We start from the raw sequence: 15,306 nt of genomic DNA, 5'->3' as shown, positions 1-15,306 counted from the left end.
AAACACTAACTGACAACTGAAGCCGCCAAATGGACACCTCTTCCCGAAAAAAAATAAAATACGCTGACAGATAACAAGATAGGTCGACTGACGCGCGAAAGCTTTTTCTCACGGGGGCCAATATGGCCGGAAAATCCACCTGGATGAAATCCGTGGGCATAGCGATGTACCTGGCCCATTTGGGTTTTCCCGTCGCCGCCACGCAAATGGAATTCTCCGTCCGGGAAGGTCTCTATTCATCCATCAACGTAGCCGGCAATATCAGCCTGGGATACAGCCATTTTTATGCGGAAGTGGTGCGGGTGAAGCAGGCCGCCGTGGCCACCGCCTCCGGGAAAAGGCTCCTGCTGATGTTCGACGAGCTGTTCAAAGGCACCAATGTAAAGGACGCGTACGATGGCACCCTGGCGGTGACAGCCGCGTTTGCGGGCTACACAGACTGCCTGTTCATCGTCTCCACGCACATCATAGAGATGAGTGAAGCGCTGAAAGATCGCGACAATATCCATTTTGTGTATATGCCTACGATCATGGAGGAGGTGCATCCGCGGTATACCTATCGGCTACAGGAGGGTGTGACGGAAGACCGGCAGGGAATGATGATCATCAGGAATGAAGGGATCCTGGAGCTTATATCCAGCGCTTCCCTTTCCAGTTCATGATCACCTCTTCCGACTGGCCGCAGTCTCTCAATATTTCCTCGAACTCCTGCGATTCAAGCATCCATTCGATGGCATAGGCGACAAAGTCATCGCTGACAGGTATTTTTCCGTTGAGCTTACCCTTCGTCAGCAACCATGCGGTTTTGCGTAACATTTTCGTGCCGGGGTCGTAATCCTCCCTTTGCTCCATGATTTGCATCAACTGTTGCAAGGGTCTTTCGAATGTCGCATTTTCAACGACGATCATGTTCTCATATGTTGGGATGAACATAAGCTCAAAATCCACTGCATCCCCGTGTTCGTCAATCAGCTCATCCCGGTCGGCAACCGTTTTAAACTCAAGGGACGGCAGATACTCGATCACACCCTGGTAACTTAATTCCAGCAATGCCAGTGGTTGTTCAACATTGTTCCGCAATAAAGTCCCGACCACCGCATCCGCCATCAGCACCGACAGCCCATCAACCAACGCCTCAACACTCATCCCTTCCCTGACACGGACATAGGCCAGCCGATGATGGCCGCCGCTATACACATTTCTTATTTCATCCATTTCGCCTTCATTGTCATAAGTATATACCTGTTCGTACGAACGGGCATCGATGCCAGGTGTAATATCAAAACAATGCGCACCCATGATCCTTTCACCATTATAGATATATTGCTCTATGTGACAGATGATGCCATCGGAGGAAATCCGCGTCTGCTCGATGAACGCCTGTAAATTTCCACCAGGCACGCCATTCCCGATCCCTTGCACAATGAATTGCAGAAAAGCGGTCTTTTTACCATTTTTCAAGGTCATGATCTGGATCCTGGTCGGCGCGCCGGCATTCTTACTAAATTCCACATACTCTACCGCGTTCTCTGAATAATTGTAAAATCCTTCTTCCCAGGGTATACCGTTTTCGCCATACACTTGCGATGTATGAACAGGGCGCCCTTCCTGATCAAATCCATATATCCGGGAGTTCGAGGCATCTTCCGGCATTTCGTTGTAAAGGGCGCCGCCTGCGGGAAATTTTTGGGGTGTATAGTCTTTGATCTCATACCTATAGGTTGTGGCAAACTTCTTCGTCCTGACAAGTTCTCTGTACTTGCCAAGTGACCCCAATTCGTCAAAAGCCCGGACCCAGCGGGCGAAGATATAGTCGTATAATTTTGTCATGAAAAAAGGCTGGTATTACACGATGAAAATATGAAATCCTCCGCCAATTGAAGCGCCTGGTTCAGTCCCTTTGCCAATTCCCCATTTTGAACTACGTTTGTCCCATGACTATCGCGCAACTTTACGAACGCTACCTCCAGCACCCCTCCGTGCAGACCGATACCCGCAAACTCCGGCAAGGCGACCTCTTCTTCGCCCTGAAAGGCCCCAGCTTCAACGGCAATACTTTCGCCAGCAAGGCCCTGGAACAAGGCGCCGCCTACGCCATCATCGACGAAGCACCTACTGACGCCAACCTACCTCCTGATCATTCGCACCGGCTGATCCTGGTGGAAGACGTATTGACCACCCTCCAGCAACTGGCCCTCCACCATAGAAAGCAATTCAATATCCCTTTCATCGCCATCACGGGCAGCAATGGCAAGACCACGACCAAGGAGCTGGTCTACACGGTCCTCGCCTCCACCTACACCACCTATACCACCCAGGGCAACCTGAACAACCACATCGGCATCCCGCTCACCATCCTCTCGGTCAAAAAAGATGCGCAGTTCGCCGTCATCGAGATGGGCGCCAATCACCAGAAAGAAATTGAAGGCTATTGTAAATATACCCTGCCCACGCATGGCATCATCACGAATGCCGGCAAGGCCCACCTGGAAGGCTTCGGCGGACCCGAGGGCGTGAAGAAAGGCAAGGGCGAGCTCTATGATTTTTTGCGCAGCGACCAGGTCCCTGCATTGACAGGCCCTACGACGTCTACAGCCACCGGCCCGTCCGGTACGTCCACCGGCGGCACCGCCTTCGTCATGTGGGACTACGACTATCTCCGCACCATGAGCCAGGGTATCCCCCATATCATCAGGTATGGCACCCACGATGCGGACGTGACAGGCACCGTCAAACCCGGAACCACAGACAGCTCCTTCCTCCACGTAGCACTAACGGGAGGCCCCACCATCCATACCCAGCTGGTCGGCGACTACAACCTCCCCAATGTCCTGGTAGCCGTGGCCGTTGGCAAACATTTCAACGTAGCCGATGAAGCCATCAAAGCGGCCATCGAATCCTACACGCCTTCCAACAGCCGCAGCCAGCTGATCCAGAAAGACAGTAACCATATCATCCTCGACGCCTACAACGCCAATCCTTCCAGCATGCGGGCGGCCATCGAAAATTTCGCAAAGCTGGTCCCGGCGGGCATCTCCGCCAGCCCGGAACCCACCAATAACAAGATCCTCATCCTGGGCGCCATGGCCGAGCTGGGGGAAGAAAGCCTCAACGAACATAAAAACATCGTCGATCTCATCGGGCAGTATCCCTGGAAGGAGGTCATCCTCGTGGGCGGCGACTTCCAAAAGCTGCAGCATCCGTACAAAAGATTCGACAACAGCCAGCAGGCGGCAGCGTGGATGAAGACCACCAACCCGAAAGACGCCTACATCCTCATCAAAGGATCACGCAGCACAAAGATGGAGGAGGTAATTAACCAATGAAGAAAGTTCTTTCGATCATTATCCTGTTCCTTTTCGCCCACCTTTCCCTGACTGCTCAGCAGACCATCATCCAATACCTTTCCGGTACGGACAAGGACCACACCGTATCATGGAACTTCCAATGCAGCAGCGGAATGAACAGCGGTAAATGGTCGACCATCGCCGTACCTTCCTGCTGGGAAGAACAGGGTTTCGGCACCTTCAACTATTTCCAGGACAAAGACAACCCCGACGAGCAGGGCTGGTACAAGCACCCTTTCAAAACCGATCCGCGCTGGCGCGGCAAAAAAGTTTTCATCGTCTTCGACGGCTCCATGACGGACACCGAAGTGAAGATAGACGGCAACGCGGCGGGCCCCATCCACCAGGGGGGCTTTTACCAGTTCCGCTATGACATCACCTCCCTGCTGAAGCCGGGTAACGATCATCTGCTGGAAGTCACCGTCCACAAGAAGTCGGCGGATAATTCTATCAATCGCGCTGAAAGACAAGCCGATTTCTGGCTCTTCGGAGGCATTTTCCGCCCGGTGTTCCTGGAGATTGTCCCGGAGGTCTTCATCGAAAGAGTGGCCATCGATGCAAAGGCCAATGGCGTATTCGGCATACAGGTATTCGCGAAGAACACGAACAAGAACCAAACGATCGACATACAGCTGCAGGACCTCGATGGCAGGCCTGTTGGAAAGAACATCACCGGACAGGCTGCAGACAGCAGCTACCTGACAGGAACCTACAAAGGCATCCATCCCTGGAACCCAGAAACGCCGAAGCTCTACCAGGCCGTCATCTCCATTAACCAAAACGGTAAAACGATCCATACCATTCGCCAGCGGTTTGGCTTTCGCACGGTAGCGTTCAGGGAGCAGGATGGCTTCTACGTGAATGGGGTAAAGATCATCATGAAAGGGGTATGCCGGCATAGCCAATGGCCGGAAACGGGAAGGACCCTCAGCCGCGCCGTGCACCTGCTGGACATCGGCCTGATAAAAGACATGAACATGAATGCCGTCCGCATGTCCCACTATCCGCCGGACAGGGAATTTCTCGATCTCTGCGACAGTCTCGGCCTGTTCCTGCTGGATGAGCTCACAGGTTGGCAAAAATCTTATGACACGGCAATAGGCAGAAAGCTGGTAAAGGAAATGGTCCTGCGGGACGTCAATCATCCCTCCATCATCATCTGGGACAATGGCAACGAAGGCGGATGGAACCGTGCGCTGGACAGCGACTTTAGTTTGTACGACCCTCAGCGCCGCTTTGTCATGCATCCCTGGGAAAAATTCAACGGCACCGACGCAAAACACTATCCCGATTTTAATTATATCACCAATGCCGTCCTGTATGGCCGGGATGTTTTCTATCCCACCGAGTTCATGCACGGCTTATTCGATGGCGGCCACGGCGCTGGGCTGGATGATTTCTGGAATGAGATGATGAAGATGCGCGGGTTCGCCGGCGGCTTCCTATGGTCCTTCCATGACGAGGGCGCCGTCAGAAGGGATAAAGGCGACAGCATCGATGTGGCAGGCAACCAGGCGCCGGATGGCATCGTGGGCCCGCACCGCGAAAAGGAAGCCAGCTATTACACCATCAAGGAAATATGGTCGCCTGTTTACATCGGCGCCCGATCCCTGCCGCACCCCTTCGATGGCCGGCTGGCGATAGAGAACAGGTTCCTGTACACCAACCTCCGTCAATGCAGGTTCGAATGGCGATTGGTGTCGTTTCCCAAGGCAGGGCAAACAGGTACGCAGGAAACCACGCTTCAAAAAGGCATCAGCCCCTCTCCTTCCATCGCGCCAGGGGGCAAAGGCTGGCTGAACATCGACTACCCCGCCCGTACAAATGCCGATGCTTTATATCTCACCGCCTACGCTCCGAAAGGAGATACTATTTTCACCTGGAGCTGGGCCCTGCGCCAGCCGGAAGCGATTGCCAAAGAGGCGACAAGCATTGCGAAAAAAACCTCCATCGACGCGGCCCCTGCCCCCACCACTGCAGCCCCTACTGCCACCCCCGCGAACACTCCCGCCATCACCGTGGACAGCACTGCCGGCACCCTGACCATCAAATGCGATGGCATCGCCTATCGGTTCGATACGGCCACCGGCTTCCTGCAAAATGTTTTCAACGGCAGGAAAGACATCCCCTTCAGCGGAGGCCCCGCCCTGGCCGGCGCCCCCCTGCAGCTGTCGCGCTTGAAGCACCATCGGCAAAATGACACGTACATCGTCGAGCCCTCCTATGGTGATGCGAGATTCTATGTAAAATGGATCTTCCAAAGCGGCGTGCTCCCCAGGCTGGAATACAGCTATTCACAAAAAGAAGCCGCCGACTTCATGGGCATCACCTTCCATTTCCCCGAAGAGCAGATCACGGGCATGAAGTGGCTGGGCCGCGGCCCCTACCGTGTCTGGAAGAACAGGCTTAAGGGTCAGCGGCTGAGCGTCTGGGAGAAACCCTATAACAATACCATAACGGGTGAAAGCTGGGTGTACCCCGAATTCAAAGGATGGCATGCGGAAATGTATTGGGTACGGCTGCAGAATAAAGCGTCCAATTTCACCGTGTACACAGATCGCCAGGACATCTTCCTGGAAATGCTGCATCCGGAAAAACCCCACGGTGCAAAAAATGACAACACCAGTCCGCCCTTTCCCGAGGGCAACATCGGTTTCATGCATGCTATCTCCCCCATAGGCACAAAATTCCAGGCGGCGGCATTAATGGGACCGCAGAGCCAAAAGAATATACAGATGAATTACGCGCCGCTTACCGGGGCTTTGTATTTTGATTTCAGGTGAGCAGAGGATCAAGCCTTTATTAATGTCATCTATTGCTTTCTCATTCCGAAATGAGGTCCAGACTCAGTGGAGGGCAAAAATTGTTTCATTTAGTTTTCCACCAGTTGTCGGGTAATGTAAAAACGCTGCTGCTGCCAGTCACTGAGTTTTTAAAAAACGATAGCAGAGACGTATCACCAGGAACTTCATTTCCATATTGATAAACACTTTTAATATATTTGAAGTCCCCCCCCTTCGCAACATATAATGATGCTGGAATAATCTCTTTTTCCTTCAAATCGTACCACGCTTCCCTATCTACTGAGAATATCATACCGCTGTCGGGTTCAATTACAAAAGTGCCGGATGAACTGTATAGATAGCTATGTTTAAGCTCAGTGTCTTTGATAAGAGACTTATTTGCAAGATCAAAGGCATATAAATACGCTCTGGGCCCAAACCCTAAATCCTCGGAGACCGTTAAGAAAGCGAACTTGGGAGTTACTAACAATTTATGCCTTTTCAAAGAGTCGGATTTAAACTCATATATCCCATCGTAGATATTGCCTGCAGTGATATTAACATCAATAGGTATCTTAATTTTTGTCGTATCCAATAAAATATATCTATCTTCCCCTGCTGTATATATATTTATAGGCAAATCAGAATTAATAGATCTGCTTTCATGCGCTTTAGATTTTGATGGGGAAGTTTGTTTAGTATCCGCATCATGAACGCAAGCGGTCAAACAATAACAGCATAATATCGCACAAATAATCAATTTCATCTTACTCATTTAATATAATTGTCTAAGTTCTTTTCCTATTCCTCCCAATATGCCACTTTTGTTTTGAAACTCCGTGTTTTCCTTTGCCTTATTATTAAAATCCTGAACGTATTTTGCTGCGCCGTCATTATCTCCACTAGCCAGCAAATTTACAATCTGTGAGAAATCTTCTGACATCGTCTTGTTATTCGCTGAGATACTTCTATCATAGCTGGCTATTTCCATATCAAGAGCTTTGATAAACCGTTGGGAAAGGCTTCTATTGGTGCCTAATATTTTGTCCGCATAATCATAATTGTTTACTCTATCTCTCACCATGTAAGCCTTGCCCAACTTCTCATACTTTCCTGTGTGATAGGCTTTGTCAAGATTATCAATGGAAAGACTAGGCTGGGACAGAGCAGACATTGCTGTAGGCCAGTTTTTCTCCAAATTGGCAAAAAAAGCCGTCGTAGCGCTGCTGTAATCTTTGAAATCCGCCATTTTACCATTTGGCTTTAAACTATATGGATTATTATGTATAAGGGCGCCGGGATTTGTTGCAAATCCGGATTCCAAAGCAATTTGTGATACCAAAGTAAGCGCCCCTATGGTAGAAGCTCCCTTGCTTTTTGCCTGTTGATATAGATCAACAGCATAATTTATAAAGAAGCTTTGATATTGCGCAGGTGTCGGATCCGCACCTTCAAAATCGAAAAAGCTAATGGGATTATCTTTACAATAAGCGTAAGGCGTCCAGTTAGGATATTTATCCGCCAATGGATCGATAGTCGCCCACCTCGCAATAGTAGGATCATAGAACCTGGTCCCATAATCATAATCTTCCAATCCACTGCCGTCACTAAATTCCTGGCTCTGTAATTCCTTACGGTTATATCGGTATTTATTTTGACCATACCCCCCCTTCAGCGCCTTATCACTAATCGCCGCCATCGTCAATCCGAAAGGATAGTAATGGTTCTCTTCCGCCAACGGCCCCGCATAATGCATGACACTTAGGTTATCAAAAAAGACATCCCAGGTCGGACTGGCATTGCTGACATAAATATAAAGATATCCGCTGGTTTTCACGTTAATGGTAGTTCCCAGCGGCGATTGCAGCGACCCTGCATTGGTGCCCGCCGTCGCCACCTGCAAAGCACCGCTCTGGCCAGCCGTGCTGACATAGGCCAGTTGGTTGTCCAACAGCATATAGTTGAGGTAAGCATTGGGCTTACCGCCGCCCGTGATATTGTTGCCGTTTATAAAGCTGGTCAGTGCGCCTGTCAATGGCGTTGTTGCTCCCGTAAGATCGGAGAAGGAACCGTGCGATCCACCCGTCAGCGACAGGATGCCGTTGGCCAATGAATTGATCAGGTCCTGCGCGTTTAGTTGCTGGCTGCCTGCAGTACCCGAAGCATTGAAATAATAATTTGTTCCGATGGTCACCTTATCGCCACTCATCACCTTTAAGATAATGGCCGGTCCGGTCTTCTGCCCATTGTTACCAAGCCTGATCACGCTATCGTTCGGATTGGTCATGGCCAGATCGGCCGGGTAGCCGCTGGCCGCGCTTCTGGCATAGGAAGTGGCCGGTATATTGTAAAAGAGCTTGTTTTCCTTCGTCCGGTAGGCAGCCTCCATCGTGGCCACATACTGTGCTGTATCCCGCTGGTCCGTTAGTATTACCCGGGTATTGCCCAGGTGGTCCTTCTCGAAATAGTCGAACCGCATCCTGAAACTGCTGTCCCCATTCAGATAGTGCTGCCAGAAATACCGCGTTCTCCCTTCCTCATGGGATACGAATTGAATAGTATCGTTCCGGTATTGAAATTCTTTCAGGTACATAGTCGTGGTCGTCCGGACAGGGTTCACCGTACTATCCGTGACGATCTTTGCCCATTTAATGCCCTGCGCATCGTATTTGTAAACAATATTGCCCCTGGAGCTTCCGTCCGGCCTGACCATGCTGATCTTTTGCGGGAGGTTGAGGAAATTGTATTGAATGTTGCTGATGCCCTTATTATTGTCACCCGTCAGTCTGCCATTGGCATCGTAGACATAGTCCGGCGTATTCGCCGTATCCTTCCCTGCCGGGTTGTAATGGAAGTCCGCGAGCATTGAATTGGCGTCGTTAGCAGTGTCGTACACATACTTCAGGCGGTTGCTGTTCGGGAAGTAGCCATAGCTCAAACGGTCGATAGCCGACGCTCCGCCGATCTTCGTTCCCTGCCGGGTCATCGAGAGAATATTCCCATTCGCGTCATAGGAGATCTTCGGCATCGTAAAATCGATAGCAGTTGAAGGCGCAAAAGTACTGCCATTGTATTGTGTAAAATCCGCGCCGGTCAGCCGGTCGGCATTGTCATAGGAGAAATCGTATTTACGCCTTACGCCGTCACCCGCACTCTTCCACACCATCCCGGCAATATTGCCATTGTACTGAGGGGACCCGTAGGTAGTGATACCCGATGACGAATTATCATAACCCAGCTCCATGCCAAAATAGTTATCCACCGCACCCGTCAGGTATTTTCTGTTGATCCCCGTCACCCACCCACGGATATTATAGTCGTATACCAGGCTGTCCAGGTTGTTGGCAAAATATTTGGCCCGCAGCTGCCCCAGTTCGTCATACATCATGGTATCTATACGCGCCTCGGGGCCGTCCATGATCTTACGGATACTCAACAGCCGGCCCGTAGTGTCATAAAAATTTTTGGTGGCAATAAGGTGACCCTCGGAATGGGCGCTGTTCTTCTTATGGAATAACAGCTTTCGTAATGGCACGCCCGAAAAGTTGAATTGCGTCCACTCCTGGTCCAGCCCATTGGTGTAATTGGTGCTTTTCGTACCGATCATCTGCCCATGGTCGTCATAATAAGGGACAAAAAATAAGAATTGGCTAGTGTCGATGATCTTGGTACGATAGCCTGTAGGCATTCCCCTCACCATCGGGCATTGCACCATAGGCACGGCATAGTAAGGTGCGGTATTATAATTCGTGAAGAAGTAGGTTGTGTTATTCTTGTAGGTCGTATCGATCGTAGCCGTGAGCAAGGGCGACCAGGGAGCCACCCAGTCATAGGAATCGAAATAGAATTGCGTCACCACCTCGGTGGGATAGCCGCTGGTGGCAGGATAGAAAGGTTGGGTCATAGCCTGCGCCATGTGCCAGGCAAGGTCATTGTAATGGCTCACATCCGTCATCAAGGCCACGGTGTCTTTCCGGTTGAGCGCGTCGTAACAGAACACCTGCCATTTTTTTTGACCGCGCAGCACCGAGTCCTGTGTCATCACCAGCCTGTCACGGACATCATAGACCATACGGGTCTCTGCCGCCCCCGGATCCTTTTTAGTGATCATGCGATTGCGCATATCGTATTCATATCGGAAACAAAGCTCGTAGGCAACGCCCGTTCCTCCTGCGGCTGCAAAATTCCAGTTGTTGGCGATCAGCCACTCCACGGCTTTGGGCGGAATGATAAAACGGAGATTATCCAGATCATCATAAACATAATAGGTACTGAGCCAGCCCGTATAGCCTGCTCCCGCCGTAGTGGAAAGCTGAGCCTTCTTCAGGACAAGCCGCCCTTGCTTATCTTTATATTCCACCAGCTTATGACCGGCTTCGTCGACCGTTACATTTTTATACAGTTGACCAACGTCAAAAGCGGCCGCAGTAGCAGGCAGGACCCCGGGCGTAGCAGTGATCCTCCAGACCCGGACGCTGTCGGAAAGACCGTTCAGCAGATACTGATGTGATATTCCCCTGCCAGCTCCCACCCAGCTATTGCCGGCTGCATAGCTTGCCTGAACCCTGTTCAAAGGTGACGCCTCGTAATCCGTCCTCCCATAGAAATAGGCTTCACCTGGATATTGCCCTGCCTCAAAAGCCGCCTGCTGCTGGAAAGGGTCTGTTTTAAAATTCCCGTCAGAAGGATTATCCCCGGAATAATAGCTGTTATTCGACACGAATGGCAGGTACTTATACTGCTCCCGCCCGAACATATCGTATACCACCGGCGTCACCCTGTCCCTTCCCTTCGGGCTGTTCTGCCAATCCACCGTCTGTATCACGCGTCCAAGACCGTCGCAATACCTGGTGGTGACCGCCACCGCAGACGCCGGTGAACCGATAATTCCTCCTGGATCCTGCACAGGCATCCTTGGATTCCATTCCCTCGTATAATTCGTCAGCAGGTTATTTGTATAGGGAGCCGGCGGCATGACCTGTGCATGCAAAGCATACCGCATACAGGTGAAGACCAACAGCCCAAATCGCTTTATTAACAGGCGGGAACTCATTTTACGTAATATTTTATGTTTAGTTAGCGTCACAGCCTAAATTGATTGTGCAGGGGGAGGCGTTGAATTCAAACCTGTCCGCACTCTTGCTGCAATCGCTCCATTCCAGGTGATAGGTACATTTGTATTTGATCACCCCATTAACTGTCTGGGCCGCCGAAGAAGTATTGATACGCTTTCCTGTCTCGCAAACACCCCTCAAAAGTTTAACATCCGCCCCCTGGCAAACAGGACACACCGTGTTATAAGTCCCGACCGTCACCCACTGTTTGGTATTATAGGTGGGACTGCAGGGATTGGCATCCACCTGTTCCTGCTCCTGCCATCCGACACTCTGTCCATTAGCGTCAAGCCGGCAGCGTGGGGCCGTAGCGGTATTGACCCATGCGACCAGATTCGCGCAGCTGGTACAACGGCCCGTATCCTGCCAGATGGAACTATTGAAAGTGAGACTCCTGCTGTTGAGGTCTGTATAAAGGAGCTGAGCGGTATCAGATGTATAAGCCGTATTGCCTGGACAAGGTTTGAGCCGCCAGCTCAAAGGACGCCAGACAGGTGCCGTCGTATTGAAACCTGCATACCGATAATCGACAAACTTGCGTATGTTTCCATTCTCGTCTTTCACGGCACGAAGCCTTTGCAACGAATCATACTCGTAATAAGTGGTACGCCCGTCAGGGGTAGTCAGGTCTGTTGTGCCCAGCAGCGGGTCATATGAATAAGTGTTCATCAGGCTACCAGACGGATACAGCCTCAGCTCGTCGATCGTGACACCACCACTTATGGTAATGTTGGTCACCGTTGCGGCCAGTATATGCTCATAATAGGTCCACCCACGCCTCGTCATGATCCCCGCGGCAGTAGCCCCGTTCACCTGCGCAGATCCACCCAGCGACCAGTAGGACACCACTCTTTGCCTGCCGTTCTGAGCAAGGACAATGCTAATGCTCCCGCTCGCTAATGCATATGATTTTCTTCCGGTAATTCCCTGGCTTACCCTGCTGCCGGAAGGAACGGACCAGCCCCCGTTGCCGGAAGATTCGAACCCAGTATAGGCTACCCCGGCAGACGCTGCATTGGTAGTCAACGCAACCAACGCCGTGCTGTTATATCCCCAGATATAAGCAGAAGTGTCCTGCCCTATCCGGACAACCTGGCTGACATTGTTATCCCCATCGTATCCTATCGCTGACACCTGCTGGAACTGGGCAACGGGAAAGGATAATGTTTTCGGATAGGTGGATGTCAGGTTGATATCCCCTGGATTGACGCTGGTAGCTGTAACGAGCCTGTATTCTTCCCGTTTAAGGATAGTTGTATCCAGTGCGGATGTCCTGGAGAAACGAACATACCCTCCACCGACGACCTTATCGTTGTGTTTTGAGAAATTCGCAACCGGAACATTGAGAAACGCATTCTTCATTTGCATACCAATAGAGTCGGTCCCATTGACATTCTGCAAGTCAAAGGAGTATATAGTCTGTATGATCAGGCTATCCTTATTGCTGGCAGTGCTCTTTACAGCGGTCTGGTTGATATGATAGGGACTTTCATAGAAAAATCGCGTAGTGTCAGACAGCTTGGTTCCCGTCGTATCATAGCTGTCAACGATCTTTGACAAGGGGAGGACCGACATTTTACCGATGGCGAAAGTATGGATGAACATGTAGGAATTAGCCGGTGGAACGAGCACCCAGTCCCGGCCGGTCTGCCCCGGAGCTGGTAGTCCGACATCGTCACAAAAATCCGTCTTTATCTCCATGCTTAATTCCGTGACCCTGTTTAGACCCGGGTATTTTATAGAGAAAAAGCTGTCCCTCTCTTGTTTCAGCAGCACATTGGCATTATTATATATGCTGCTGCTTTTAACATTCCCCGCCAACAGGTTCTCATATGGTCTTTTTTCCTGCCAGGGTAACAGTACGTTAAGGTCCACCACCGAACAGGAATTATTGACATTATCACATATGTTAAAAAGAAAGGAAGAGTCTGTATTCGTATCGTCATAGTACTCGTATTCCGTACGCCCGTTGCGCACGCCATTATGGTCCTGGGTCACCATCACATTTCGGTAAGTAACATGCAGCCCGTCACCGCAGCCGGTGTTCATATTGGATGCAGCCAATAGATATTTTGGAGCATTGGTCATATTGCCATTACAGTCATATCCGCTGGTAACGTCCACCATCAGTGATGGCGCAATATGCAGGTAACCCGATGAACGGGCAGGACCGAACACCTTGCTGCTGTAATCATAGATCATGGTAAGGGTGTCGTTCTTCAACGGGTCTATCTGGTCGATCCGTTTTACCCGAAGGCCGCCGATAATATTATCCAGCGTGAAATTGTGGTGCGTTTCACAATAAAAGGATTCGACATCAGCCAGTTGTCCATTGGTCATCCTGCCAAATGACGCTGTGTGAGGCTCGTATGTGAACACGGTACGCCCACCCGTGGGAAAGGTCACCTCTGTAAGGATATCCCGTTGCATCTGGGGCCACGCAGGCTGACGATTGGTACCGTACGTGCAGGTAGACGACGGCGAGAGCAGCAGCGATTTGTTGGCCTCATTGATCAGCGCGTCATTATAATACCCCCAAAAATCCTGTGCATACGGACTAAAACTGATGGAATCGCCTGGGGCAGGAATCATGATCCTTACCTTCTTAAAGGCAGTGTCGTAATATTTAAAGGTATAAGGCAGCACCTGTGCATGCTGATAATCCATTAATAATACCTCCTGCAGTTTGACACGCCCGGACTTAAACCTTCCAAAACCCAACAAGGCTTTCTTATAAGCCGACTGTGTATTGATATCCCTCACCACCATGGAGTCCATCTTGCCGCCTGCATAGTAAAAATTCACCTGTTCGGTGCGGGTCCTGATACTGGATAGCCGCGGTTCGCATAGACCATTCGGATTAACCTGCCCCCCGGAGACAATGCAGTTGTTAAAGTCCTGCTGTTTGAAAGACCGTTGAAACCTGGTATTTTGGTTAAATTGACTTGAAACAGTATAATAATCCAACATGACACTGTCCCTTGTCGAGGTATTAACGATCTTCGTAAGCGCCCAGCTATTGGGACGGACATGGGATCCGTCGAAAGCCATAGAATTGTCCCATCCGGAAGCAGCATTGCTGCCACCGAAATAATATATTATACCATCCGGGGTAGTAATCGTCCAGCCTGAAAAATAATTATTGGTGAGCTTTCCTGCGTCTACGTAAGAAACGAACGTCGGTACGATCTTGATATCCCTGTTATAAGGTACCAGGATAGGCACCCGCCCTCTTCCAAAAAAGAACTTCCCCGAGTAAGTCCCGAAATTAAAATAGAACATGTCGGGCGCGTCATCATTTAACCCATAGAACATCCAGTCGGATGATGTCTGAGGAACAGGATCATGTATCGTATGCGTCGTCACCCATTGATTATGGTCCTTAACTGCGTTGGAATAGTCGACAATGAACAAATTGTTCCCTCCATCTACATAGTATCCTCCTTTTATATTCTTTGCATTCGCCAGGGAATCCTTTATTGAAGCCCACCGCGGAACCCCCAGTATCGTGTCCCTGGAAACCTTAAGAGCAAGGCCTTCATCGGGATTTCCACGGACACTGCGGCTAACCATACCACCGGCCTTCAATACCCAACCAAGCCCGGCTACCGTCGCATCCTGCTCTGCCTTGATCCCGGAGGTTTCATAGCCGAGTTCGATAGGAATATCAATGCTCTTCGAACGGGCATCATGCAACGGGATGGTAATATTGGCGCTCCCTGAATAGTTGTTGACAGGGATATCTATTGCCTTCTGCAGGGCTGCCACCGTTGGAGGCTTGGGGGAGTAGTCAAATTGCGGTTGGCCGATCACCGATTGCGCAGAGAGAGTCGTATTGGATAGGCAATACAATACTAATAGGACCAAGGTCCAGGATCGTTTCATTAAAAGTCAGTTTAGGATTTGAGAAAGGATAGGGAAGGATTGTTATAACGAAATAAAGAAAATTATTTCTGCTAACGAATACGCGCCGCTATTTTTACCACACCATTTCACCAGCGTGTCGAAATCGGGAAAAAGCGTGTCGATTTCGCACATCAGCGTGTAGAAAAAAAGAGGGGG

General features: G+C 50.4%; 6 protein-coding genes and 1 pseudogene. 3 read left to right on the top strand and 4 right to left on the bottom strand.

The genetic code is table 11. The features are described from left to right. Positions 1–116: 116 nt before the first annotated feature. Positions 117–662, top strand: a pseudogene (locus tag Q4E93_RS20170) (MutS-related protein); the annotation flags it as partial. Here Q4E93_RS20170 and Q4E93_RS20165 read toward each other — a convergent pair. Continuing rightward, the gene (locus tag Q4E93_RS20165) at positions 631–1,830 is read right to left on the bottom strand and encodes a hypothetical protein (protein ID WP_303588312.1); all 1,200 of its coding nucleotides are present in this window, start codon (positions 1,828–1,830) and stop codon (positions 631–633) included. The pseudogene Q4E93_RS20170 and the gene Q4E93_RS20165 sit on opposite strands and share 32 nt — an antisense overlap. A 104-nt stretch (positions 1,831–1,934) precedes the next feature. Between Q4E93_RS20165 and Q4E93_RS20160 the strand changes: the two genes are divergently transcribed. Both Q4E93_RS20160 and Q4E93_RS20155 read left to right on the top strand, forming a co-directional pair. Next, positions 1,935–3,326: a UDP-N-acetylmuramoyl-tripeptide--D-alanyl-D-alanine ligase gene (locus Q4E93_RS20160; protein ID WP_303588310.1), complete on the top strand. Its 1,392-nt coding sequence runs from the start codon at positions 1,935–1,937 to the stop codon at positions 3,324–3,326. Continuing rightward, positions 3,323–6,130 carry a glycoside hydrolase family 2 protein gene (locus Q4E93_RS20155; protein ID WP_303588308.1) on the top strand — a complete coding sequence of 936 codons (2,808 nt, stop codon included), beginning with the start codon at positions 3,323–3,325 and terminating at the stop codon, positions 6,128–6,130. The genes Q4E93_RS20160 and Q4E93_RS20155 overlap by 4 nt, the downstream gene beginning before the upstream one ends. Before the next feature lie 85 nt (positions 6,131–6,215). Here the strand turns inward: Q4E93_RS20155 and Q4E93_RS20150 are convergent, their stop codons facing one another. Genes Q4E93_RS20150 through Q4E93_RS20140 form a run of 3 tightly spaced genes read right to left on the bottom strand, consistent with a single transcriptional unit; the run spans position 6,216 to position 15,129 of the window. Next, positions 6,216–6,896 carry a hypothetical protein gene (locus Q4E93_RS20150; RefSeq protein ID WP_303588307.1) on the bottom strand — a complete coding sequence of 227 codons (681 nt, stop codon included), beginning with the start codon at positions 6,894–6,896 and terminating at the stop codon, positions 6,216–6,218. A gap of 9 nt (positions 6,897–6,905) precedes the next feature. Then, positions 6,906–11,183 (bottom strand): DUF6443 domain-containing protein, encoded by a 4,278-nt coding sequence (locus tag Q4E93_RS20145; protein WP_303588306.1) that lies wholly within the window; start codon positions 11,181–11,183, stop codon positions 6,906–6,908. A 19-nt stretch (positions 11,184–11,202) separates the two neighbouring features. Beyond that, positions 11,203–15,129 carry an RHS repeat domain-containing protein gene (locus Q4E93_RS20140; protein WP_303588304.1) on the bottom strand — a complete coding sequence of 1,309 codons (3,927 nt, stop codon included), beginning with the start codon at positions 15,127–15,129 and terminating at the stop codon, positions 11,203–11,205. Between the last annotated feature and the right edge of the window lie 177 nt (positions 15,130–15,306).

Source organism: Flavitalea plasmicola (genome assembly GCF_030546645.1).
Taxonomy (GTDB): Bacteria; Bacteroidota; Bacteroidia; order Chitinophagales; family Chitinophagaceae; genus Puia.
This window is presented reverse-complemented; position numbering and strand designations above follow the sequence as displayed.